This is a genomic window from Brevibacillus gelatini (assembly GCF_050920745.1).
GTDB lineage: Bacteria > Bacillota > Bacilli > Brevibacillales > Brevibacillaceae > Brevibacillus > Brevibacillus gelatini.
In genome coordinates this window covers 2,817,234-2,839,837 of sequence record NZ_CP154342.1, presented here as the reverse complement: position 1 = coordinate 2,839,837, position 22,604 = coordinate 2,817,234, and the positions used below count along the sequence as shown (strand labels likewise).

Sequence of the window (22,604 nt, the reverse complement as noted above, 5' to 3'; positions counted from 1 at the left end):
TCGGTATGGCGAACCAGGCAGGCTGATGCAAAAACGAGGACACCTTTCCATGCTCTTAGTATGAGCTTAGCGAGTTTCACTATGCGTAGGAGAAGCGTTTGCTTTCAGGCGGCGGACGAGTGCTTCATCCGGAGTGACGTACAAGGTGCGCTGCTGCTCGTAAGTGACGAAGCCCGGCTTCGCACCGCTCGGTTTTTTGACGTGCCGAATCAGGGTGTAGTCGACAGGAACCTGGCTGCCTTCTTTGGCGCGGCTGAAATAGGCTGCCAGATTTGCGGCTTCCAGCAAGGTCTGATCGGAAAAAGTACGCGCACGGATGACGACGTGGGAGCCGGGAATGTCTTTTGTATGCAGCCACGTTTCGTGCGAGGACGCCAGCTTGTTTGTCAAAAACTCGTTTTGCTTGTTGTTTTTTCCCACGAGAATTTCGATGCCGTCGGTCGAGACGTACCGTTCCAGCTCCGGGCGCGTGTCCTTCTTCTTGCGCGGTCCGCGCTTTTTGCGATCGCGCATGTAGCCTTGCTCGACCAGCTCTTCGCGAATTTCTTCTGCTTCCTTCAGGCTGGCGTGATTGAGCTGCACCAAAAGACCGTCCAGGTAGAGGATTTCCGCTTTGGCTTGTTCGATCTGCTCGCTGACGATTTGCAGACTGTTTTTCGCCTTGTTGTACCGTTTGTAATAGGCTTGCAAATTTTCCGAAGGGGTCTTCAACGGGTCGAGCGGGATGGTGATCGTGCCTCCCGCCTCATCGTACCAGTTGACAGTGACCAGCTCGGTGTCGCCGCGCTTTAACTGATGCATGCTGGCAGTAATCAGCTCGCCGTACAGGCGGAACAGCTCGGCGTCGTGCGCCTCCTGCAGTGTTTGCTCCAGCTTTTCAATCTTCTTCTCATTTTTGTTGCGCTCGGCAGTAACAAAACGAATCAGGTCGTGGGCGCGCTGCTTGACTGTATCGCGCAGCGCCTTGCCCTCGTAGTAGGCTTGCAGACATTCATGCACGGAAGGGTACGGCGTGGCGGTGCCATCGGTCAGATGTGTCAATTCGACGACGTGAAAATACGCCTTGTCGGCGCGTTCCACAATCGCAGGTGCGTAGCAGTGCGCCTTGACCGCCTCCATGACCGTGGAAAAGGCTTCCCACAACGTGGCGCGATTAGCCAGCTTCGCCCGGTGGACGATCTCTTTGGCCAAAAGCGGGCTGATGCCCGTGTAGTTATCTACGATCTGTTTGTCCAGCCGCCCGCTGTTCCAGTCAATGGAGGAAATGAACGCTTGCTCGGTAACGGTGAGCGGGTCGCGCTTGTTCTGGCTGGGCGGGGAGATGTACGGCCGACCAGGCGTGACCTGCCTGTATTGGCTGATCGCAAGCGTCACGTGCATGGCGCTGTCCAGAATCATCCCTGTTGCCGGATCGACGAGAATAATGTTGCTGTGCTTGCCCATCACTTCCATGATAATGCGGCGGAGCGCCGTGTCTCCCAGCTCGTCACGGGTGCGGATGTCGATGTGGATGATCCGCTCCATGCCGACCTGCTCGATGGATTCGATCAGCCCGCCCTCACAATGCTTGCGCAGCAGCATGCAAAACATCGGGGCTTCCAGCGGATTCGTAAACTCTTCGGTCGTAAGGTGAATCCGGGGGTATGTCGGATTGGCGGACAGCAGGAGCTTGACGGTTTCTCCCGGTGTTCGCACTTGCATGACAATATCGCTGTGATGCGGCTGGTGGATTTTGGAGATGCGACCACCGATACATTTATGCAACTCCCGCGCGACGGCACGGGTTACTACGCCATCAAATGCCACAATACCTCACCTCAATTGTTAAAATGCCCGGAATGAAAACAAGACACAAGAAATGGTTGCCAGTCACAGTGTAGCACAAAGCGGGAGAGGGAGGAATCTTGTTGTACCCTGCGGCTTCGGTTGACACTGCCAAGAGTTGTCTCCTATAATAAATTAACGATTTTGCGACTTATGGAAGTGAAAACGATGGTGCGAAGCATGACGGGTTATGGACGGAAAGAGGATAGCAGGGGCAATGTGCGGTTGACAGTGGAAATTCGCGCCGTCAATCATCGGTATTCCGAGATACAGGTACGCCTGCCAAAAGCCTGGAGCATGCTGGAGGACCAGGTGCGCAAGCTGGTGAGCCAGTACGTCCGTAGAGGTCGTGTTGATGTGACCATCGCGATTGATGGGAAAAGTCAGGCGGCTTTGGCTGTCGACATCGACTGGCAGATGGCCGAGCAGCTCGTGTCGCTGTCGCGCACGATGACGGAGCGCTTTTCCTTGCAAGGGACGCTTGGCGTCAAGGAGCTGTTGCTCTTCCCTGGCGTGTTACATACTCAAGAAATGACAGAAGACAGTGGCGAAGCGGCCGAATGGCTGCTCGATCAAGTCAGGGCCGCTGCGGTCGATCTGCTCTCCATGAAAGAGGCGGAGGGCAAGCAACTGTACACGGATTTATCCGGTCGGCTCGCACAGATTCAGGCGTGGGTCAAAGAGCTTCACCAATTGGCTCCTTTGGGAGTCGAGGAGTATCAGACCCGCTTTCGCCAGCGACTTGGCGAATGGGCCAGCAAGGCTCCTTTTGAATTGGACCATTCGCGCGTGGCGCAGGAGGTTGCCTTTTTCGCTGACAAGAGTGACATCAGTGAGGAGATTACCCGTCTGGAAAGCCATTGTCTCCAGTTTGCAAAACAGTTGGAAGGAAACGACGCGATTGGGCGGAAACTGGACTTTTTGCTTCAGGAAATGAACCGCGAAGCCAACACGATTGCTTCCAAGGCAAATTATTTGCCCATTTCCCACCTCGCAGTCGAAATCAAGACGGAACTGGAGAAAATGAGAGAGCAAGTACAGAACGTCGAGTAGGTATGAAAGGATGGGCTGGGCCGTCATGGCAATCAAGCTAATCAATATCGGATTTGGCAATATTGTCAATGCCAACCGCATTATTTCCATTGTAAGTCCGGAATCCGCTCCGATCAAACGGATCATCCAGGAAGCGCGCGATCGCAACATGCTCGTGGACGCTACCTATGGACGCCGGACGCGTGCAGTGATTATTACAGATAGCGATCACGTCATCTTGTCAGCGGTTCAGCCGGAAACAGTGGCACAGCGTCTGTCGACGAAGGATGACGAATCGGACGAATAAAGTAGGAGTGTAAACAATGAGCATGGTGGATCGCGGTCTCCTTTTGATTCTCTCCGGACCTGCGGGTGTGGGGAAAGGCACGGTATGCAAGGCGCTTCGGGAAAGAATGCCCGAGCTGGTGTACTCCGTATCGGCTACCACACGTTCTCCGCGACCGGGCGAGGTGGAAGGAGTCAATTACTTTTTCAAGACAAAAGAAGAGTTCCAGCAAATGATTGAGCAGGACGCTCTTCTGGAATGGGCAGAATACGTAGGCAACTTCTACGGCACCCCCCGCCAGTTTGTGGAGGACATGCTGAACGAGGGGCGCGACGTCATTCTGGAGATTGAAGTCCAGGGTGCGCTGCAGGTGAAGCAGCGTTTTCCGCAAGGGACGTTCCTGTTCCTGGCTCCCCCTGATCTGAACGAACTGGAGAACCGGATCGTGGGACGGGGAACCGAGACACAGGATGTGATCCGCAAACGGATGGAAGTGGCCCGCGCTGAAATCGAGCTGATGGATCATTACGATTACGTCGTGGTCAACGATGTGATCGAGGCAGCTTGCGATCGCATTCAGGCGATTATTACAGCCGAGCATCTGAAAAAAGATCGTCAGGTTCACAAATATCGCAAATGGTTGAAGGAGGTTGAATAGTTTTATGTTGTATCCATCTATCGACGAATTGACCGCAAAAGCGGAAAGCAAGTACATTCTGGTGACTGTCGCTGCCAAGCGCGCCCGCCAATTGCGTGAAAACAGCGAAGTGCAGGTAGACAAACCAAAATCCAAAAAGTTTGTAGGCGTCGCCCTGGAAGAGTTTATCTCCGACGAGCTGGTGCACGAGTTTCTGGACGGACGTAAATAAGAGCTGGTTTTGAAAAAAACAACCTGTATGCAGGTTGTTTTTTTCGGATAGGGAAGAAAGGGGAGTTCCAATTGAATTCGCTCGCAGAAAAACGAATTGTGCTCGGTGTCTGTGGCGGGATTGCGGCCTACAAGGCGGCTGCGCTCACAAGCAAGCTGACGCAGGCCGGCGCACAGGTGCATGTGATCCTGACGGAAAATGCGATGAAATTCGTCCAGCCCGCGACGTTTCAGGCATTGTCCCACCAGCCTGTCTACACGGACACATTTTCGGAGCCAGACCCGCACGTCATCAGTCACATTGATCTCGCGGACAAGGCCGATCTGGTGCTGATTGCTCCCGCAACGGCCAATGTCATCGGCAAAATCGCAAACGGCATCGCGGACGACATGTTGACGACGATGCTGCTTGCGACGAAAGCTCCGGTGATGATCGCGCCTGCGATGAACGTGAACATGTACGAGCATCCGGCGGTTGCCGCCAATATGGAAAAGCTGGCGTCGTTTGACTACCGGTTTGTGGAGCCAGGCGTTGGGCTGCTGGCCTGTGGCTGGGTCGGGAAAGGCCGTCTGGCCGAGCCGGAAGAAATCGTCGAGGCGGTGCAAAACTGGTTTGCGCAAGAAGCTGCGCGAGACACGCAGATAGCAGTGAAGCAAGACTTGCTGGACAAGCACGTACTCGTCACGGCTGGACCGACCCGGGAAAAAATCGATCCGGTTCGCTACATCACCAACCACGCATCGGGCAAGATGGGCTATGCCATTGCGGAGGCGGCGCGCGACAGAGGGGCAAGAGTGACGTTGATTAGCGGACCGACCGCGCTGCCGCGGCCAGCGGGTGTCGAGTTCGTCGCCGTCGAATCGGTGCAGGAGATGTTTGACGCCGTCATGGCGCATTTGCCGCAGAGCGACATCGTCGTGAAGTCGGCTGCTGTGTCCGACTATCGGCCGAAAACAGTGCAGGCGCATAAAATGAAAAAAGGCGACGGCCCCCTCGTGCTGGAGCTGGACAAAGCGCCTGATATTTTAAAGACAATCGGCGAGCGCAAAACGAAGCAGTTTGTCGTCGGGTTTGCTGCCGAGACGCAAGATGTGCTGCAGCATGCGCAGTCGAAGCTGGAACGAAAAAACCTCGATATGATCGTAGCCAACAACGTCCTTTTGGAAGGTGCCGGAATGGGCAGCGATACGAATATCGTCACGCTTTTGACGCGAGACGGTGAGCAATTGGCGCTGGAAAAACTGAGCAAGCGGGCTGTGGCCGACAAGCTGTTTGATGCCGTGCTGTTGAAGCTGCAGCAAAAGCCGCTGTCGGAGCTGTCATGATCGCCCAGGTGATTGTGGACGTACCTGTCAATCGAACGAACCGCCCTTTTGACTACAAGGTACCGTCCTGGCTCAGCCCGTTGATTCGCGTGGGCAGCAGGGTCATCGTCCCGTTTGGGCCACGCAAGCTGCAAGGATACGTGATCGGAATTGCAGAGCAGGGGGAGGGGGAAATCACTTCCTCGCGTCTGAGGGACGTCGAGCAGGTGCTGGATGATACGCCTCCGCTCACGCCGGAGTTGCTGGAGCTTGGCGAGTGGATGTCCCGCCAATACTTGTGTCCGTGGGTGACAGCCGTCCAGGCGATGATCCCCGCCGTCCTGAAAGGCAAGTCGGAAAAATGGCTGGTCGCAACAGCGGCGCTGGAAAGAGAAGCGTGCGGCAACTCGGGGCTCTTGTGGGAGCTGTTCCGCAAACGGCAAATGCCGCTCGCAGAGGTGGAAAAACAGTTTCCCGACGAGGTTTTGCTCGTGCCGGGCTTTATATCAAGCGGTTTGGTGGCGACGGAATATCAGGTGACTGACAGAATTACGCGCAAGCAGCAATCGTTTGTGCGCAGCCTGCTCAGTGGACCTGAGCTGGCAGAAGCAATTCGCTCCTTGCCAGCGCGGGCAGAGCAGATGAAGCGGGCGCTCGAACTGCTCCAGATGCATGAAGGCCAGTCTTTTTCCATCCAGATGCTGCAGACAGAGTACGGAATCAGCCGCGCGTCGCTGAAGAGTCTGGAAAAAAAGGGGTTTGTTTCCATCGAGCAGGTAGAGGTGTACCGCGATCCGTATGCCAACCGCCGCTTTGCCGACAAGCCGAAGCCAGACTTTACCCCGCTTCAGCAGCAGGTTTTGGCATCAATTTTGCAATCTATAAAAATGGGCACGTACGCTTCGTACTTGCTGCATGGCGTAACCGGCAGCGGCAAGACGGAAGTGTATCTGGAGGCAATCGAACAGACGCTGGCCAAAGGACGCGAAGCGATTTTTCTCGTGCCGGAAATTTCCTTGACACCGCAAATGGTGGAGCGGTTCAAGGCGCGCTTTGGTGCCGATGTCGCTGTACTGCACAGTGCCTTGTCGCAGGGAGAGCGCTACGACGAGTGGCGCAAAATTATCCGCAACGAGGTAAAGGTCGTGGTCGGGGCGCGCTCGGCCATTTTCGCTCCGTTTCGCAATGTCGGGCTGATTGTGATCGACGAGGAACATGAAAGCTCCTACAAGCAGGAAGAAACGCCGCGCTATCACGCGCGGGAAGTCGCCCTCTGGCGAGCGAAAAAAAACGACGCTGTCCTGCTGATGGGGAGTGCGACTCCCGCCCTGGAGACGTACGCCCTGGCTACGCGCGGCAGGTACGAACTGTTGGAAATGCCCGAACGGGTAGGTAATCGTCCGATGCCGCAGGTGCACGTCGTCGATATGCGCGAGGAGCTGCATGCGGAAAATCGCTCCATGTTCAGCCGCAAGCTGCACGAAATGATTGCCGATCGGCTTGAAAAAGGCGAGCAGATGGTCATTTTCCTGAACCGTCGCGGCTTTTCCACGTTTGTCATGTGCCGTTCGTGCGGCTATACGATGCGCTGCATTCATTGTGACATCTCGTTGACCTACCATAAAACGAACCATACGGCACGCTGTCATTACTGCGGCTACACAATCGTCCAGCCTGCGCACTGCCCGGAATGCCAGAGCGAGCATATCCGCTTTTTCGGCACAGGGACGCAAAAGGTGGAGGCGGAGTTGGCGAAGCTGTTTCCCGGCATCCGCGTCATCCGGATGGACGTGGACACGACCTCGCGCAAAGGGGCGCATGAGGAGTTGCTGAACAAATTTCGCAACGGGCAGGGCGACGTGCTGCTCGGGACGCAAATGATCGCCAAAGGGCTCGATTTTCCGCGCGTGACGCTGGCGGGCATTATCGCGGCGGACAGCTCGCTGCATTTGCCTGATTTTCGTGCGGCAGAAAAGACGTTCCAACTGCTCACGCAGGTCGGAGGACGCGCGGGGCGGCATGAGCTGGCGGGAGATGTCGTCATCCAGACGTACGCCCCTGAGCATTACAGCATCGTGCACGCCACGCGGCACGACTATCCGGCGTTCTACCGGGATGAAATGCTGCAGCGCAGGCGTACAGGGTATCCGCCGTATTTCCGGCTGGTGCTCATCACGTTCAGCCACGAGGATTTGCCTGTCGTCATCCGCGGCGCGCATATGCTGGCGGACTTTTTGCGGCCGCGTCTCGCCCGGACGACAATCGTGCTTGGGCCAGTCGCATCACCGATTGCGCGTGTGAAGGATAGATTTCGTTTTCAGATCATGCTAAAATATCGTGATGAACCGCAACTGTCCGATCTGCTGGCCCAGGCCGCAGCGGCATTTGAAGAGTGGAACAAACAGCAGAAGGTATTGATGACGATCGACGTCGATCCGTACGTACTGCTTTAGGGAGGATACAATTCACATGGCAATTCGCACAATTGTAAAGCATCCAGATCCGATTTTGCGTGAAAAGGCAATCAAGGTCACCAAGTTCAATGCCAACCTGCACAAGCTGTTGGACGACATGGCTGACACGATGTACGATGCAGAGGGCGTAGGCTTGGCTGCACCGCAGGTAGGCATTTCCAAGCGCGTGATTGTCATGGATTGCGGCGATGGACTGATCGAGATGGTCAACCCGGAAATCGTCGATTTTAGAGGCGAGCAGTTTGACTATCCGGAAGGCTGCCTGAGCATCCCCGGACTGCGCGGAGATGTTCGCCGCCACCAATGGATCAAGCTGCGCGGACAAGATCGCTATGGCAACGAAATCGAGCTGGAGGCAGAAGACTTGTTGTCCCGCTGCGCCCAGCATGAAATCGATCACCTGAATGGCGTACTGTTTATTGATGTAGCCGAAAAGGTCTATCAGGTGAACCCGGAAGAGGAAGGGGAATAATTGATTTGAAAGATGCTCGCATCCTGTTTATGGGTACGCCTGACTTCGCGGTGTCGAGCCTTGATGCGCTCATCGAAGCAGGCTACAACGTGATTGGTGTCGTGACACAACCGGATCGTCCCGTAGGACGCAAGCAAGTGTTGACGCCGCCCCCTGTCAAGGAGGCGGCTTTGCGTCATGGACTTGCCGTTTTGCAGCCGGAAAAAATCAAGGCGGAGGAAGCGCTGGAAGAAGTGCTGGCGCTGTCTCCCGACCTGATCGTGACGGCGGCATACGGACAAATTTTGCCGAAGCGACTGCTGGAGGCGCCGAAGTTTGGCTGCATCAACGTACACGCCTCGCTTTTGCCGAAATACCGCGGCGGCGCACCGATCCATAAAGCGATTGTCGACGGTGAAGCCGAGTCGGGCGTGACGATCATGTACATGGTAGAGGTGCTCGATGCAGGGGACATGCTGTCCAAGGTCGTCGTGCCAATCGAGGAACGCGATACTGTCGGTCTTTTGCATGACAAGCTGGCTGCGGCTGGCTCCCGGCTTTTGCTTGAAACGGTGCCTCGCCTGCTGGCAGGGGAGATTCAGCCAGAAGCGCAGGATCACTCAGCGGCGACGTTTGCGCCAAATATCAAGCGGGCCGACGAAAAAATTGACTGGACGAAATCCGCCGAGCAAATTTACAACCAGGTGCGCGGCCTGAATCCATGGCCTGTCGCCTTCACGACTTACACAGGAAAAGTATGGAAGCTGTGGTGGGTGGAAAAACTGCCCGAAGTAAACAGCGGCAAGGAACCGGGAACGATTATCGCGCGCGAAGAAGACGGCCTGGTTGTCGCCTGCGGCAGCGGTGCGGTCAAAATCACCGAATTGCAGCCGGAAGGCAAAAAACGGATGAGTGCTCTCGACTTTTTGCGCGGGGCGGGCAGCAGCATAGAAATCGGCACAAAGGTAGGAGAATAGCCCGTGGCAAAAAAGGGAGCTCGTGATATTGCCCTGGATGTATTAAATCGAGTCGAGGAACAAAAGTCGTACAGCAACCTGGAGCTGAGAGTCGTGCTGGATCGCGCGCAGCTCAGCGCGGCAGATACGGGACTGGTGACAGAGCTGGTGTACGGAACGATCCAGCGGAAGCTCACGCTCGATCATGTCCTGTCCCAGTTTGTCGGCAACAAAAAGCTGCAAATATGGGTGCGCAACCTGCTGCGGATGAGTCTGTACCAGATCCGCTTTCTGGACCGCATCCCCGAGCGCGCAGCCGTGCACGAAGCCGTGGAAATCGCGAAGCGGCGCGGGCACCAGGGGATTGTTTCAATGGTCAACGGCGTTTTGCGCAATGTTTTGCGCCAGCCGGATGTGTGGGAGCGCCTGCCGAAAGGCGACCGCGCCCAGCAGATTGCCGTTGCGCATTCCCATCCGGAATGGCTCGTGCGGCAGTGGCTTGCGGTGTACGGCGAAGAAACAACCATCGCCATCTGTGAAGCCAACAATCGCCATCCGCACAGCTCGATTCGCGTCAATTCGTTAAAAACGAACGCGGCCGAATTGCTGGACAAGCTCGCGGCAGAAGAAACAGCGGCCCGACCATCCGCGCTCAGCCCGCAAGCGATTTTGGTAGAGGGCGGGCATGCCGCCGGCTCGCGCCTGTTCCGCGAAGGCTACTTCACCATTCAAGACGAAAGTTCCATGCTGGTCGCGCCTGCACTTGCTGCAAGGCCAGGCATGCGCGTCCTTGACGCCTGCGCCGCTCCCGGCGGAAAAACGACGCATATAGCCGAGCTGATGGAAAATCGCGGCCACATCGTCGCCTGCGATCTGCATCCGCACAAGCGCGATCTGATTGCGCAAACGGCCAAGCGGCTCGGCATCTCCATCATCGAGCCGATCACAAGCGATGCGCTCGACTTGCCAGACAGAGGTCTGGGGACGTTCGACCGGATTTTGCTCGATGCGCCGTGCTCAGGCTTTGGCGTCATCCGGCGCAAGCCCGATTTGAAATGGAACAAAACACCAGAAGACGTTCGCGCGATTGCCCAGCTGCAGTACGAGCTGCTCAAGGCGCTGGCGCCGATGCTTGCCGCAGATGGCATTCTCGTCTACAGCACGTGCACGATTGAGCCAAAGGAAAACCAGGAGATCGTCCGGCGCTTCGTCAAGGAACATCCCGACTTTGTGCTGGATGAGACACTTGCCCAGGACTTGCCGCAGGCCGCCAGGGCGCACGTGGACGAGACAGGGGCATGCGTGCAGATTTTGCCGCATCATTTTGAGAGTGACGGCTTCTTTATCGCGCGTCTGAAACGAAAACGATAGCAACAAAAAGGGGTGGCGCGCCGACTGTGGAAAACGCCACTCCTTTGCCTTTGTTTGCGCTGTTGCAGATTGGTTTAGACTAGGAAAAGGGATGCATTTCTGAAATGGATGCCAAAACCGTTTGAAGCGTGAACAAAGCCGAGGTACAATGATAGAATGACGATTTGTGCAAGCAATGATTTTGAGGATGTGGAAAAGACATGCCGTTCACGACATTTACAGGCGAAAAGCCGCTTATTTACAGCTTGACTCAAGACGAACTGAAAGAATGGCTCATCAGCGCAGGGGACAAGGCTTTCCGTGCCCAGCAAATTTTTGACTGGCTGTACGTTAAGCGTGTGACTTCTTTTGATGAGATGAGCAATCTTTCCAAGGGCCTGCGGCAAAAGCTCGCCGAGACGTTCCGCCTGGACTCCTTGAAAGAAATTACGCACCAGCAATCGACGGACGGAACGATCAAGTTTTTGTTCCAGCTCGTGGATGGTCACGCCATTGAGACAGTCATCATGCGCCACAACTACGGAAACAGCATCTGTGTGACGACGCAGGTCGGCTGCCGGATCGGCTGCACGTTTTGCGCCTCCACGCTCGGCGGGCTGAAGCGCAACCTCGATGCGGGCGAGATCGTTTCCCAGGTACTGATGGCCCAGCGCAAGCTCGATGCAGAGGGCGAGCGCGTCAGCCACGTCGTGGTCATGGGGATTGGCGAGCCGTTCGAAAACTTCGAGAGTCTGATGGCCTTTTTGTCGATCATCAACGACAACCGGGGATTGAACATTGGCGCGCGGCATATTACCGTTTCGACCAGCGGCATTGTGCCGAAAATTTACGAGTTTGCCGAGCGCGGCGGACAAGTGAACCTGGCCATCTCCCTGCACGCGCCAAATACGGAGCTGCGCAGCCAACTGATGCCGATCAACCGCGGCTTTCCCCTTGACAAGCTGATGGAAGCATGTCGTCATTATATTAACAAGACAGGTCGCCGGATCAGCTTCGAGTACGGTTTGTTCGGCGGGAAAAACGATCAGCCTGAGCATGCCGAGGAACTGGCCGATCTGATCGAAGACATGCTGTGCCACGTCAACCTGATTCCGGTCAACTACGTGCCCGAGCGCGATTACGTGCGTACACCACGCAATGAAATTTTTCGGTTCAAACGCATTTTGGAGGAGAAGGGAATCAATGTGACCATCAGACGGGAGCATGGCAGCGATATTGCCGCTGCCTGCGGTCAGCTGAGGGCACAACACGCTAAAGAAACCGTGGGGTGAAGCCATGGAAATCGCGATGAAATCCCATGTTGGCCGCGTCCGTCAGGTAAATGAGGACTACTATGCCTGTGTTGCCGATCTGAACGGACGCGTGCTGGCCATTGTTGCAGACGGTATGGGCGGTCACCAGGCTGGTGACATTGCCAGCCGCCTTGCTGTTGAGCGAATCGTGAAAGAACTGCGTCACCTGGATGGGCAGCTCGATGCAGAAGATGCACGCGAGCAGCTGATGAATGCCGTCCTGCTCGCCAATAAGGAAGTTTACGATTACGCTGTAAGCCATCCGGAGTGCAGCGGGATGGGGACGACCGTTGTGGCGGCGCTGTTGGGAGAATCTTCCGTTATCACCGCCCATATTGGCGACAGCCGTCTGTATTTTTACAACAAAGACGGACTTGTGATGAAGACAGAGGACCATTCGCTCGTGAACGAGTTGTTGAAAAGCGGACAAATTACCGAGGAAGAAGCGTCTGTCCATCCGCATCGAAACGTCATTATGCGTTCGCTCGGTACAGAGCCGGATGTGTTGATTGATTTGGGGCATTTCGAGTGGTCAGAGGGCGATGTCGTCCTTATCTGCTCGGACGGCCTCACAAACAAGGTAGGCCATGCCTCTCTGGAAAAGTGGTTACAGAAACAGATATCGCTGCAAGCAAAAGTGGACGGTCTGGTGCAGGAAGCACTGGATGCCGGTGGGGAAGACAACATTACGCTGGTTGCTGTCCAAAAAAAGCTTGACGTCGGTCAGAAAGAGGGGTGAGAGAGATGGAAGGTCAACGACTGGGAGGACGGTATCAATTGGAATCCCGCGTCGGTGGAGGCGGTATGGCGATTGTGTACAAAGCCAGGGATCTGGTCCTGAATCGTCCGGTGGCCGTCAAGGTGCTGCGCTCGCAGTTTGGGACGGACGAAGACTTTGTCAACCGGTTTCGGCGTGAAGCGCAGGCGGTGGCAAGCTTGTCTCACCCCAATGTGGTCGGGGTGTACGATGTAGGCCAGGACGGCGACACGCACTACATGGTGATGGAGTACATAGAAGGCTGCACGCTCAAGGAAGTCATTATCCAGCGTGGGGCATTGCCTGTAGAAGAGGCGGTGCGCATCGCCGGGCAAATTTGCGATGCACTCGATCACGCGCATCAAAACAAGATTATCCACAGAGACATCAAGCCGCACAATATCATGATCGGAAAAAATGGCAGAGTGAAGGTGACGGACTTCGGTATCGCGCGCGCCGTAACTTCTGCTACGATCACCCATACGAACGCCATGCTTGGCTCTGTCCATTATTTTTCGCCAGAGCAGGCGCGCGGCGGCATTACGGGAGAAAAGTCCGATATTTACTCACTGGGAATCGTCTTGTATGAGATGGTGACAGGGGAGCTGCCGTTTTCCGGCGATTCGCCGATCTCCGTGGCGCTCAAGCATCTGCAGGAGCCGCTGCCCGAGCCGCGCCAGGTAAACCCGAACATTCCGCAAAGCGTGGAAAACGTCATTTTGAAGGCGCTGGTCAAAGATCCGTTTCTCCGGTACGCATCTGCGCGGGAAATGCTCGAAGATTTGGAGACGTGCCTGTTTCCGGAACGGTTGAACGAAGAAAAGCTGACCTTCCCGGTGGATGAGGAGATGACGCGGGTTGTCCCGATTATTACACCGGAGATGATGGAAGGGCATACGAGCAGCCGAACCGGAGGCGGCCAGCGCAGCCGCCACGAGTCGACCGCAGATGAAGAGGATGACAAACCGCCGAAAAAATGGTGGGTCAAGGCGCTGCTTTGGGCAGGAGGCATCGGTCTGTTTTTCTTGCTTGGGATATTCGGCTTCAACTTCCTGTTGAATGTGGTTCCATCCATACCGGAGGTGACTGTTCCGTACGTGGAAGGAATGAAAGTGGAACTCGCCGAGGAAAAAATCAAGGAGCAAAATCTCGTACCGCAAATAGTGGAACAAGCAGACGAAACGTTAGAAAAAGGCATAGTCATCACGCAAGACCCGGCACCGCCGATGAGGTTGAAGGAAAAGGCTGTCGTCACCTTGTACGTCAGCAAAGGCCAGGAGCAGATCGACATGCCGAATCTGGTCACTCTGCCGCGGGCAACAGCGGAGGAAACGTTGAAAAAGAACGGCTTCAAAATGGAAATGGTCACGTTCGTAGAGGAAGAGGACGACAAGGCCGAAGTCGGAACGGTCATCAAGCAGTCGCCGGAAGCGAATGAAAAGGTGTATCCGGGCAAGACGAACGTGAAGGTGACGATCAGCAAAGGCAAAGCGTTTGTCTCGATGCCGGACGTGCGCGGCAAATCCGCGGAAGCGGCACAAGTGGAACTGTTCAAACTAGGTCTTGGGGTAGAGATCAAGGAAGTGCCAACCTATACGACCGACAAGGCGGGCGAAGTGCTGAGCACGCATCCGTACGATCCGGGCATGAAGGTGCAAAAAGGCGTAACCGTTCCGCTGACAGTCAGCAACGGACAGTATCCGCAGGACGCCAAGTCTGCTGTAGCCACAGTGTACGTGGAAGTAGTGCCGGGCGAGACGATGGAAGTCAAGATTGAAGTGACAGACGCGCGCGGCGAAGCAAAAGTATTCCTGCAAGAAACGGTTGCAGAAAACAAGGAGTACGACGTGCCAGTCGTTCTCTCGCCGCAAAAAGACGCTGTCGTCCGCGCAACAGTCAAAAGGCAGAACGACACCGAATTCAGGGATTATCAAACCATTCCGATCTCATATACCAGCTTGCCGTAAGATAGTGGAGGGACATGAATGCCAGAAGGACGAATTGTGAAAGCGCTGAGCGGCTTTTACTATGTAGCCGATGAGGGGCGCATCTACAGTTGTCGGGCAAGAGGGCTGTTCAAGAAAAAAGGCGCCAAGGTAACGCCGCTCGTGGGCGATTGGGTCGTCTACGATGCGATCAACGAAGAAGAAGGCTATGTCATGGAGGTGGGCGAAAGGACCAATGAGCTGGTCCGCCCGCCCATTTCCAATGTAGATCAGGCTGTTCTCGTCTTTTCCATGTACAAGCCGATGTTTAGCTCCCTTCTTTTGGACAAGTTTTTGGCCCATACCGAGCGTGTCGGGATCGACTCCGTCATTGTCCTGTCCAAGGCCGATCAGGTATCCCAGGAAGAAGTGGACGTCATCGTGCGCAAATACGAGGCGATCGGCTATCAGGTGATTCCGACATCGACGGTAGACGAACGCGGCCTGGAGGAAGTGCGTTCGATTTTGCACGACCGGATCACCGTTTTCGCCGGGCAGTCAGGCGTCGGAAAATCATCGCTGATTAACAAGCTGTTCCCCGGCGTCAGTCTGCAGACAGGAGATGTCAGCCACAAGTTGGGACGCGGCAAGCATACAACCCGCCACGTCGAGCTGATCCCGCTTCCGGGCGGCGGCTATGTGGCCGACACGCCAGGCTTTAGCTCGCTGGAGTTCATCGATTTTACCGAGCTGGACCTGGCCGAGTCATTCCGTGACTTTGCCGCCCTCAGCCCTGACTGCAAATTCCGCGGTTGTCTCCACCTTAGCGAGCCGTCATGTGCCGTCCAGGCGGCGCTCAAAGAGGGCAAACTGAGTGAGGAACGCTACGAACACTACAAACAGTTCCGCGAAGAGCTGAAAGAATATCAACGGAGGAACAAACCATGGTAAAAATTGCACCTTCTATCCTGTCAGCGGATTTTGCCCGGCTGGGCGAGGAGATTCTCGATGTCGAGCGCGGGGGAGCAGACTGGATTCACGTGGATGTGATGGATGGACATTTTGTGCCGAACATCACAATCGGGCCATTGATCGTCGAGGCGATTCGTCCCGTGACCAAGCTGCCGCTGGACGTGCATCTGATGATTGAGGAACCTGACCGCTACATTCCGCAGTTTGCCAAAAGCGGGGCGGACTGGATCACGGTTCATCAGGAAGCGTGCCGCCACCTGCACAGAACGCTCTATCTGATTAAAGAGCAGGGCGTGAAGGCGGGCGTTGTGCTCAATCCGGCCACCCCGATTTCCACTATCGAGCATGTATTGCCTGATCTGGACATGGTGCTGTTGATGACCGTCAACCCTGGGTTTGGCGGGCAAAAATTCATTCACAACGTCGTGCCGAAAATCAAGACGCTGCGCGACATGCTGGACGAGCGCGGACTGGGCCATGTCGAGATCGAGATCGACGGCGGCGTCAACGCGGAAACGGCGCGCCTGTGCGAAGAGGCGGGAGCGACTGTACTCGTCGCAGGCAGCGCAGTGTTCAACCAGCCTGATCGCGCAAAAGCGATTGCAGCCATTCGCGGATAAAGCAAAGCGACAAACAGCAAAAAGCCATCTGCTACAAAACAGCGCAGATGGCTTTTTGGCGTGCGGAAAAAAAGAAGCGCTCGACTTTTTCCACTTTTTTCAGACAGATCATCTGCTAGGGACGATCAGAAGTTACATACGTCCCTGCAATCAGATCGTGAATCGCGCGCTTGTCTTTGCGCACACATACCATGACGAGACTCGCGATGGCGGCCAGGCCAAACGTCAAGCCATAGACGAGCATCATGCCGACCAGCACGCGCAATAGCATCGTGCCGATCCCCACAGGTTCGCCGTCCACGCGGGCGATGCGCACGCCGACGATTCTTTTGCCGACCGTATAGCCGGACCAAAACACGGGGACGAGCAGGCTGTACAGCGTGGAGAGCAGATTGGTCACGAGATTGTCTTCAGCATTGCCGGTAATCCAAAAGCTGATGATAGCCAGAGGCACACCGATAATCAGTCCGTCCAGCAGGGATGCTCCGAGACGCCGCCAAAATCCGACGGGATTGCTTGGCAATGGTGCAGCATGTTCCATCCGTACCCTTCCTTTCTTTTTCCGAGACTAGGGAATGTATATGTGTGGTCAGTCGAAAGTATTTCACGAAAAAGCGATGGAGTGAGGAAGAAGCATTGTTTTACAGGCTCGTAAACAGCCGCAGCAAAACCGCAATTCTTCCAGGAATCGCCTCGACGACGATATGCTCGTGAGCAGCGTGGGCACCGTCTCCGACAGGGCCGAGCCCGTCGAGTGTCGGGCATCCGGCGTCTGCGGCAAAATTGCCGTCACTGGTTCCGCCAACACCGCACTCTGTCAGCTCGAAGCCTTCCAGCCGCGCCTGCTCCCGTGCCAGCGAAAACAGTTTTTCCGTACCAGTCGTCCGTTCCATCGGAGGCTTGGTGATGCCACCTTCAAGCTTTAGCTCTGCGCCCGCGAGGACAGGGGAGAGCTGGCTCATCAGCCGGGTAATCCGCTCTGCTTCCTCGCGGCTTTGAATGCGGACGTCAATTTCCGCTGTCGCCCAGTCAGGAACGACGTTGGACACGCTGCCGCCCTTGATCGTGCCGACGGACAAGGTTGTTCCTTTTGCGTAATCGGTAAACGACTGAATCGCCAGGACGTGATGGGCCAGTTCCTCAATCGCGTTTACCCCAAGGGCGTGATCGTTGCCGGCATGAGCAGCGCGCCCTGTTGCGGTCAGGAAAAATTCCCCGCCGCCCTTGCGGCTTGTTTTCAAGGAACCGTCTCCGGCCGCGGGCTCCAGCACCAGTGTGTATGTGCTTCGTGCAGCTTCCTGCCTAATCAGTTGCGCGGAGGAAACACTGCCGATCTCTTCGTCCGTATTCCAGAAAAAGACCAGCTTTTTTTGAAGCGGAAGCTTGTGCGAAATAATCGCGCGCAGGGCAAAATAGGCGAATACGATCCCTGCCTTCATATCGTAAATGCCGGGACCGTACACACGTCCGTCCGCTTCGCGCCACGGCTCTTTTTCCAGCGTACCGATCTCCTTCACGGTGTCAAAATGCCCGAGCACGAGAATTTGTTCTTCGCCCTCGCCGTATTCGATGCGCAGCTGGTCGCCGTATGTTTCTTGCGGCAGTCGCTCGATCCGGCAGCCCAGCTCGCGGAAACGCTCGACGATCCGTTGACCGAGTCGATCGACCGCCTGCTTGTTGTGGGTCGGGCTTTCCAGCTCCACGTAGGAGCGCAGTTCGGCCAAGATTTCCGGGAGTTGCTCACGAAAATAGGACGTCCAATTGGTCATCATCAACTTCCTCCTTTATGTACGAGCTTTTCATATGCACTATAAAGCTTCAGGCCCCTTTTCGCCAGAGAAAAATCTGCCGAGCGGTCACCATATCGCGAGAAGTCGGGCATACTAGCGAAAGAGGCAAGCACGACAAACAAAAGGAGGAAGTTGATTTGTGTATAAAATTCTGTATTTTTCATAATTAGCAGATGATGAAAAAATGATTGAAATTGTTTAGTTATTGATTAAAATAGTCATTGTCATGCATAAATATAATTTGTTGTGCAAAATATTCAAGGCAAGCATGGCTGCTTTTGCAGTAAATTTATTCTACCGGGGGTACACGATGAAAAAACGGACATCGATTCTTTCTCTTGCATTCACTTCTCTTCTGGCAGCGGCGCTGATCGCAGGCTGCGGCACGGGCAACCAGCCTCAGGCAGGCGCAGGTCAGGAGCAGCCGGCAGGCCAGGAGCAAGCAGCAGGCCAAGAAGGACAAGCTGGCGAGAAGAAGACGCTCATCATGGCGACATCTGCCGACTACAAGCCGTATGAATACCACGATCTGACCAGCGGCAAGGACGAGATCGTCGGGTTTGACATTGACATTGCCAACTACATCGCCAAAGAACTGGGCTATGAAATCCAGATTACCGACATGAACTTCGACGGACTGGTTCCGGCGCTGCAAGCCAACCGTGCCGATTTTGTCATGGCGGGCATGACGCCAACACCTGAGCGCCAAAAAAATGTGGATTTCTCCGACATCTACTATGAAGCGAAAAATACGATTGTCTCCAAAAAAGATAGCAACCTCACCAAGCCGGAGCAACTGGCTGGCAAAAAGATCGCGGTACAGCTTGGCTCCATCCAGGAAGAGGCTGCGAAAGAGCTGGAAAAAACCGTACAAGGCTTGCAAGTGACTTCCCTGAACAAGCTGGGTGAGATTGTGGAAGAAGTCAAAACTGGCCGCGTCGACGCTGCGATCATCGAGGACACAGTGGCAAAAGGCTTCGTAGCGAGCAACCCTACCCTGCAATTCACTACGATTGAATCCAACGAAACGAACGGCTCCGCCATCGCGTTTCCAAAAGGTTCTCCACATGTAGAGAAGTTCAACGAAGTCATCAAAAAAATGCAGGAAAACGGAGAAATGGACAAGCTGATCCAAAAATGGTTCGCTCAATAATCTCTGAACGCCAGGCTTTTTACAACTATGCAACGTAGCAAGAGGTGGGAACGGGCATGAATTTGGATTTTGCGCAAATCGTGCCCTATATCCCTTTCATTTTGCAGGGGATAAAGGGCACGCTGCTTGTTACATTGATTTCCGTCGTTTTAGGCTTCATCTGGGGCTCGATCCTCGCACTCATCAAAATTTCTAAATTCGGGCCGCTGAATTGGCTCGCTGTCGCTTATACCTCCGTCTTTCGCGGAACCCCGCTGATTTTGCAGCTCACGTTTGTCTACTTTGCCACTCCCCAACTCACCGGCTACAACATTTCCCAACTGGAAGCAGCCGTCCTGACGTTTACGCTCAACTCAGGTGCGTACATCTCGGAGACGATCCGCGGCGGGATTATGGCGGTGGACAAAGGCCAGTGGGAAGCGGCCAAGGCGCTCGGCGTCCCGTATCGCCGCATGATGCTCGACATCATTTTGCCGCAGGGTGTGAAAAACATTTTGCCTGCGCTCGTGAACGAAACGATTGCGCTTCTGAAGGAATCCGCGCTCGTCTCCACAATCGGTCTGGCTGACATCATGCAAAATGCGAACGTGGTAAAAGGAGCCATCTTCCGCTACTTTGAACCATACCTGATCGCCGGCTTCCTGTACTATGTCATGGTCATGATCCTGACATGGGTAGCGCGCGTAGTGGAACGGAGGATGAGACGCAGTGATTAAAATCGACAACATTACCAAGTCATTCGGGTCGCTGAACGTGCTGAAAGGTATCTCCACGGAAATCGGCAAGGGCGAGGTCGTGGCGATTATCGGGCCGTCCGGCTCCGGGAAATCCACGCTGTTGCGCTGCATGAATCTGCTGGAGGTGCCGACCAGCGGCAAAATTACGATCAACGGCCAGGAAATTACCGATCCGAAGGCAAACGTCATGGCGATTCGCCAGCAGATCGGGATGGTGTTCCAGCATTTTCACCTGTTCCCGCACATGACGGTTTTGAACAACCTGACCTATGCGCCGACAAAGGTAAAAGGCATGGCGAAAAGCGAGGCGGAGAAAAAGGCGCGGGAGCTGCTTGCGCGTGTCGGACTGGCCGACAAGGCCGACGTCTTCCCGTCGCGATTGTCCGGCGGGCAAAAGCAGCGTGTCGCCATCGCCCGCTCGCTCGTGATGGAGCCGCAAATCATGCTGTTTGACGAGCCGACGTCCGCGCTTGACCCGGAGATGGTCAAGGAAGTGCTGGAGGTTATGAAAGGGTTAGCCCACACCGGGATGACCATGGCGATTGTGACGCATGAGATGCGCTTTGCGGAAGAAGTATCTGACCGCATTCTGTTTTTGGACGACGGCCGACTGCTGGAGGACACGCCGCCAAAACAATTTTTCCAAAATCCGAAAAGCGAACGGGCCAAGCAGTTTCTGGAGAAGGTTCGCTAAGCAAAAGGAAGTCGCGGATTGCTTGTGCCCGCGGCTTTTCTTTTTGACAGCCGTTGGGACTTGGGCTAGAATCAGATACAGCCTGAGTGGCTGTTTGCTCTTCTTTGCGAAAAATTTTGGGGAGATACAAGGAGTGAAGGAGATTGGATCGTCAACGATTGGTCATCTTGCTGGAGATGGCGATGATGACCGCACTCGCGGTTGTATTCAGTCAGATCAAGGTGTTTGAAATGCCGCAGGGCGGCTCCGTGTCGCTGGTCATGGTACCGATCGCTTTGCTTGCCGTTCGCCGCGGCCTGTTGGCTGGCGTGGTTACGGGGCTGCTTGTCGGGCTGCTGCAGCTCTTGCAAGGTGCTACTTTGGTTCATCCTGTACAGGCGGTGCTGGATTATCCGCTGGCCTTTGCCGCTTTGGGACTGACCGGGTTTGTCCGCCTGGCGGGCCGGGAAGGAAAGATGCAGCGGATCGTCCTGCTGTGGGGCGGCCTGCTCGTCGGGGTGCTGGGCCGACTGGTTTGCCATTTTACGTCGGGGGTCATCTGGTTTGGCGAGTACGCGCCAGAGGGCATGCCTGTCGCGCTGTATTCGTTCGTCTACAACATCACCTACCTCGTTCCGGAAATGATAATTGCCGGCGTGGTCCTGACGGTCGTGCTGGGCAGCGCGGCGCAGCTTTTGTTTCCGGCGCGCAACCGATTGGCGTAGTGGGACCTGCATAAATGACAGATCGTTTTCATAATGTATTCAGGCAGCGATTGCGTTGCCTGAATTTTTCTTTTCGCCGTCATCCGTTCCACCTGACTTTTTAGCGGACATCGACATTTTCGCGTGGCAGGATACATGTTTATCCGACAGCAGAATATGATGTAATATGCACGTTTGGGAGAACACCTAAAAGGAGGTGCAGCAAGAAATGGGATTGCGCTCCTATCGCCTGCGACAGGGGGGCGCCTTGCGACGTGTTCTCGGGGTTGCGTTGGCTGTCGGGGGAATCACCATTTTCCTGTACATGGCACCTCCGTGGGTTTGGTATAGCCTGTTGGCGGCGGCACTCATGGGGGCGGGCTGGTTGTTGTATCGTGGGAAGTAATTTCGGTGAGGAGGGGTAGCATGCGATTTTACACCATCAAGTTGCCGAAGTTCCTGGGTGGCATGATTCGCGGCATCATCGAGGCATTCAACAAGAAAAAATAAAGACGCGGCCTCCTTCATGAAAGAGACGGAAAGGGAACGTCGGTGAAATGCAAAAAAGCACCTTGGAGGGTGCTTTTTTTCGCGTAGCTTGCAAAAACTACACACGAGTTACGAGACCGGATTTCAGTGCTCGAGTGCTTACATAAACGCGCTTCGGTTTTCCGTTCACGAGAATGCGCACTTTTTGTACGTTGACACCCCAAGTACGGCGAGTAGCGCGCATGGAGTGGGAGCGAGCGTTTCCAGCTTTTGCAGATTTGCCTGTTACAAAGCAACGACGTGCCATTACGATCCACCTCCCTTGTTGCATCTAAACGGGATTTCCTTGATGGGAAATACAAATACTTGACTATATTAGCACACCATTGCTGTCAATTGCAATACTTGACATGATGATTTGCTCCGCCTTTCTCACCGGGGCGGCGGGGGAGACAAAACGCTTCATTTCTCCCATCTGTTAGTGTAGAATTGAGGAAACATCATGGGGATGCTTACCCGTGAGGTCTAGCTGTTTACCAGAGGAGGAGTCCTTGCATGACAGTGGAAATGAGCACATCACTGGGAAAAGTCGATGTTACGGAAGACGTAATCGCACGAATTGCCGGAGGCGCGGCCATGGAAGTATTCGGGCTGGTGGGCATGGCTTCCCGCAAAGCGTTGAAGGATGGCATTGCCGAACTGCTTGGCCGCGACAACCTGAGCAAAGGTGTCGTCGTGCATAATACGAACGGAGAAGTCGTTTTGGACATGCATATTATCGTCAGCTATGGCGTGAAAATTTCCGAGGTCGCAGGCAGCGTGCAGCGCCGCGTGAGATATACCCTGGAGCAAATGGTAGGCATTGATGTCTCTGCCGTCAACATCTTTGTGCAGGGAGTTCGTACAGACAGAGATTCGTAAGGAG

General features: G+C 55.0%; 25 protein-coding genes. 21 read left to right on the top strand and 4 right to left on the bottom strand.

Annotated elements, in window-relative coordinates; genetic code table 11:
• Positions 1-66 precede the first annotated feature (66 nt).
• Positions 67-1,806 (bottom strand): Rqc2 family fibronectin-binding protein, encoded by a 1,740-nt coding sequence (locus AAFJ72_RS13620; RefSeq protein WP_432774341.1) that lies wholly within the window; start codon positions 1,804-1,806, stop codon positions 67-69.
• A gap of 186 nt (positions 1,807-1,992) precedes the next feature.
• On the opposite strand from AAFJ72_RS13620, the gene AAFJ72_RS13615 reads away from it, so the two are divergent.
• The 14 genes from AAFJ72_RS13615 (at position 1,993) to rpe (ending at position 16,133) form a co-directional block, all read left to right on the top strand.
• Entirely contained in the window at positions 1,993-2,877 is an 885-nt protein-coding gene (locus AAFJ72_RS13615) for a YicC/YloC family endoribonuclease (protein WP_432774340.1), read from the top strand.
• 25 nt (positions 2,878-2,902) lie between these two features.
• Positions 2,903-3,163 carry an extracellular matrix/biofilm regulator RemA gene (gene remA, locus AAFJ72_RS13610; RefSeq protein WP_005831055.1) on the top strand — a complete coding sequence of 87 codons (261 nt, stop codon included), beginning with the start codon at positions 2,903-2,905 and terminating at the stop codon, positions 3,161-3,163.
• Between the two features lie 16 nt (positions 3,164-3,179).
• A complete protein-coding gene (gene gmk / locus AAFJ72_RS13605) occupies positions 3,180-3,800 on the top strand; it encodes a guanylate kinase (protein ID WP_432774339.1) in 621 nt (206 codons plus the stop codon).
• A 4-nt stretch (positions 3,801-3,804) separates the two neighbouring features.
• The gene (gene rpoZ, locus AAFJ72_RS13600; protein ID WP_432774338.1) at positions 3,805-4,011 is read left to right on the top strand and encodes a DNA-directed RNA polymerase subunit omega; all 207 of its coding nucleotides are present in this window, start codon (positions 3,805-3,807) and stop codon (positions 4,009-4,011) included.
• A 71-nt stretch (positions 4,012-4,082) separates the two neighbouring features.
• Entirely contained in the window at positions 4,083-5,336 is a 1,254-nt protein-coding gene (gene coaBC, locus AAFJ72_RS13595; RefSeq protein WP_432774337.1) for a bifunctional phosphopantothenoylcysteine decarboxylase/phosphopantothenate--cysteine ligase CoaBC, read from the top strand.
• A complete protein-coding gene (priA, locus tag AAFJ72_RS13590) occupies positions 5,333-7,768 on the top strand; it encodes a primosomal protein N' (protein WP_432774336.1) in 2,436 nt (811 codons plus the stop codon). The genes coaBC and priA overlap by 4 nt, the downstream gene beginning before the upstream one ends.
• Before the next feature lie 16 nt (positions 7,769-7,784).
• Positions 7,785-8,261 carry a peptide deformylase gene (gene def, locus AAFJ72_RS13585; protein ID WP_122905812.1) on the top strand — a complete coding sequence of 159 codons (477 nt, stop codon included), beginning with the start codon at positions 7,785-7,787 and terminating at the stop codon, positions 8,259-8,261.
• 5 nt (positions 8,262-8,266) lie between these two features.
• Positions 8,267-9,217, top strand: coding sequence for a methionyl-tRNA formyltransferase (gene fmt / locus AAFJ72_RS13580; protein ID WP_432774335.1), 951 nt, complete (start codon positions 8,267-8,269; stop codon positions 9,215-9,217).
• A gap of 3 nt (positions 9,218-9,220) precedes the next feature.
• Positions 9,221-10,567: a 16S rRNA (cytosine(967)-C(5))-methyltransferase RsmB gene (gene rsmB, locus AAFJ72_RS13575; protein WP_432774334.1), complete on the top strand. Its 1,347-nt coding sequence runs from the start codon at positions 9,221-9,223 to the stop codon at positions 10,565-10,567.
• 200 nt (positions 10,568-10,767) lie between these two features.
• Positions 10,768-11,838, top strand: coding sequence for a 23S rRNA (adenine(2503)-C(2))-methyltransferase RlmN (gene rlmN, locus AAFJ72_RS13570; protein WP_432774333.1), 1,071 nt, complete (start codon positions 10,768-10,770; stop codon positions 11,836-11,838).
• A 4-nt stretch (positions 11,839-11,842) separates the two neighbouring features.
• Positions 11,843-12,598, top strand: a complete 756-nt coding sequence (locus AAFJ72_RS13565; protein ID WP_432774332.1) for a Stp1/IreP family PP2C-type Ser/Thr phosphatase — start codon at positions 11,843-11,845, stop codon at positions 12,596-12,598.
• Between the two features lie 5 nt (positions 12,599-12,603).
• Entirely contained in the window at positions 12,604-14,583 is a 1,980-nt protein-coding gene (gene pknB, locus AAFJ72_RS13560; protein WP_432774331.1) for a Stk1 family PASTA domain-containing Ser/Thr kinase, read from the top strand.
• Between the two features lie 18 nt (positions 14,584-14,601).
• Complete coding sequence (rsgA, locus tag AAFJ72_RS13555; RefSeq protein ID WP_432774330.1) at positions 14,602-15,492, top strand: ribosome small subunit-dependent GTPase A; 891 nt, start codon at positions 14,602-14,604, stop codon at positions 15,490-15,492.
• Complete coding sequence (gene rpe / locus AAFJ72_RS13550) at positions 15,486-16,133, top strand: ribulose-phosphate 3-epimerase (RefSeq protein WP_432774329.1); 648 nt, start codon at positions 15,486-15,488, stop codon at positions 16,131-16,133. Before rsgA ends, rpe begins: the two co-directional genes overlap by 7 nt.
• A 115-nt stretch (positions 16,134-16,248) precedes the next feature.
• Here rpe and AAFJ72_RS13545 read toward each other — a convergent pair whose 3' ends face one another.
• Both AAFJ72_RS13545 and AAFJ72_RS13540 read right to left on the bottom strand, forming a co-directional pair.
• Positions 16,249-16,674: an RDD family protein gene (locus AAFJ72_RS13545; RefSeq protein WP_432774328.1), complete on the bottom strand. Its 426-nt coding sequence runs from the start codon at positions 16,672-16,674 to the stop codon at positions 16,249-16,251.
• 100 nt (positions 16,675-16,774) lie between these two features.
• Positions 16,775-17,905 (bottom strand): M20 family metallopeptidase, encoded by a 1,131-nt coding sequence (locus AAFJ72_RS13540; protein WP_432774327.1) that lies wholly within the window; start codon positions 17,903-17,905, stop codon positions 16,775-16,777.
• Between the two features lie 328 nt (positions 17,906-18,233).
• Between AAFJ72_RS13540 and AAFJ72_RS13535 the strand changes: the two genes are divergently transcribed.
• The 6 genes from AAFJ72_RS13535 to spoVM all read left to right on the top strand — a co-directional run bounded on the left by AAFJ72_RS13535 (position 18,234) and on the right by spoVM (position 21,700).
• Entirely contained in the window at positions 18,234-19,076 is an 843-nt protein-coding gene (locus AAFJ72_RS13535) for a transporter substrate-binding domain-containing protein (protein ID WP_432774326.1), read from the top strand.
• Between the two features lie 56 nt (positions 19,077-19,132).
• Positions 19,133-19,792, top strand: a complete 660-nt coding sequence (locus AAFJ72_RS13530; protein ID WP_432774325.1) for an amino acid ABC transporter permease — start codon at positions 19,133-19,135, stop codon at positions 19,790-19,792.
• Positions 19,785-20,507: an amino acid ABC transporter ATP-binding protein gene (locus AAFJ72_RS13525; RefSeq protein WP_122905801.1), complete on the top strand. Its 723-nt coding sequence runs from the start codon at positions 19,785-19,787 to the stop codon at positions 20,505-20,507. Before AAFJ72_RS13530 ends, AAFJ72_RS13525 begins: the two co-directional genes overlap by 8 nt.
• Positions 20,508-20,650: 143 nt before the next feature.
• Positions 20,651-21,211, top strand: a complete 561-nt coding sequence (gene thiT, locus AAFJ72_RS13520) for an energy-coupled thiamine transporter ThiT (protein WP_122905800.1) — start codon at positions 20,651-20,653, stop codon at positions 21,209-21,211.
• A 208-nt stretch (positions 21,212-21,419) separates the two neighbouring features.
• A complete protein-coding gene (locus AAFJ72_RS13515; protein ID WP_432774324.1) occupies positions 21,420-21,596 on the top strand; it encodes a hypothetical protein in 177 nt (58 codons plus the stop codon).
• 20 nt (positions 21,597-21,616) lie between these two features.
• A complete protein-coding gene (gene spoVM, locus AAFJ72_RS13510; protein ID WP_005831022.1) occupies positions 21,617-21,700 on the top strand; it encodes a stage V sporulation protein SpoVM in 84 nt (27 codons plus the stop codon).
• A gap of 97 nt (positions 21,701-21,797) precedes the next feature.
• Here the strand turns inward: spoVM and rpmB are convergent, their stop codons facing one another.
• Complete coding sequence (gene rpmB / locus AAFJ72_RS13505) at positions 21,798-21,986, bottom strand: 50S ribosomal protein L28 (RefSeq protein ID WP_005831020.1); 189 nt, start codon at positions 21,984-21,986, stop codon at positions 21,798-21,800.
• Positions 21,987-22,234: 248 nt separating this feature from the next.
• Between rpmB and AAFJ72_RS13500 the strand changes: the two genes are divergently transcribed.
• A complete protein-coding gene (locus AAFJ72_RS13500; RefSeq protein ID WP_122905799.1) occupies positions 22,235-22,600 on the top strand; it encodes an Asp23/Gls24 family envelope stress response protein in 366 nt (121 codons plus the stop codon).
• Positions 22,601-22,604 lie beyond the last annotated feature (4 nt).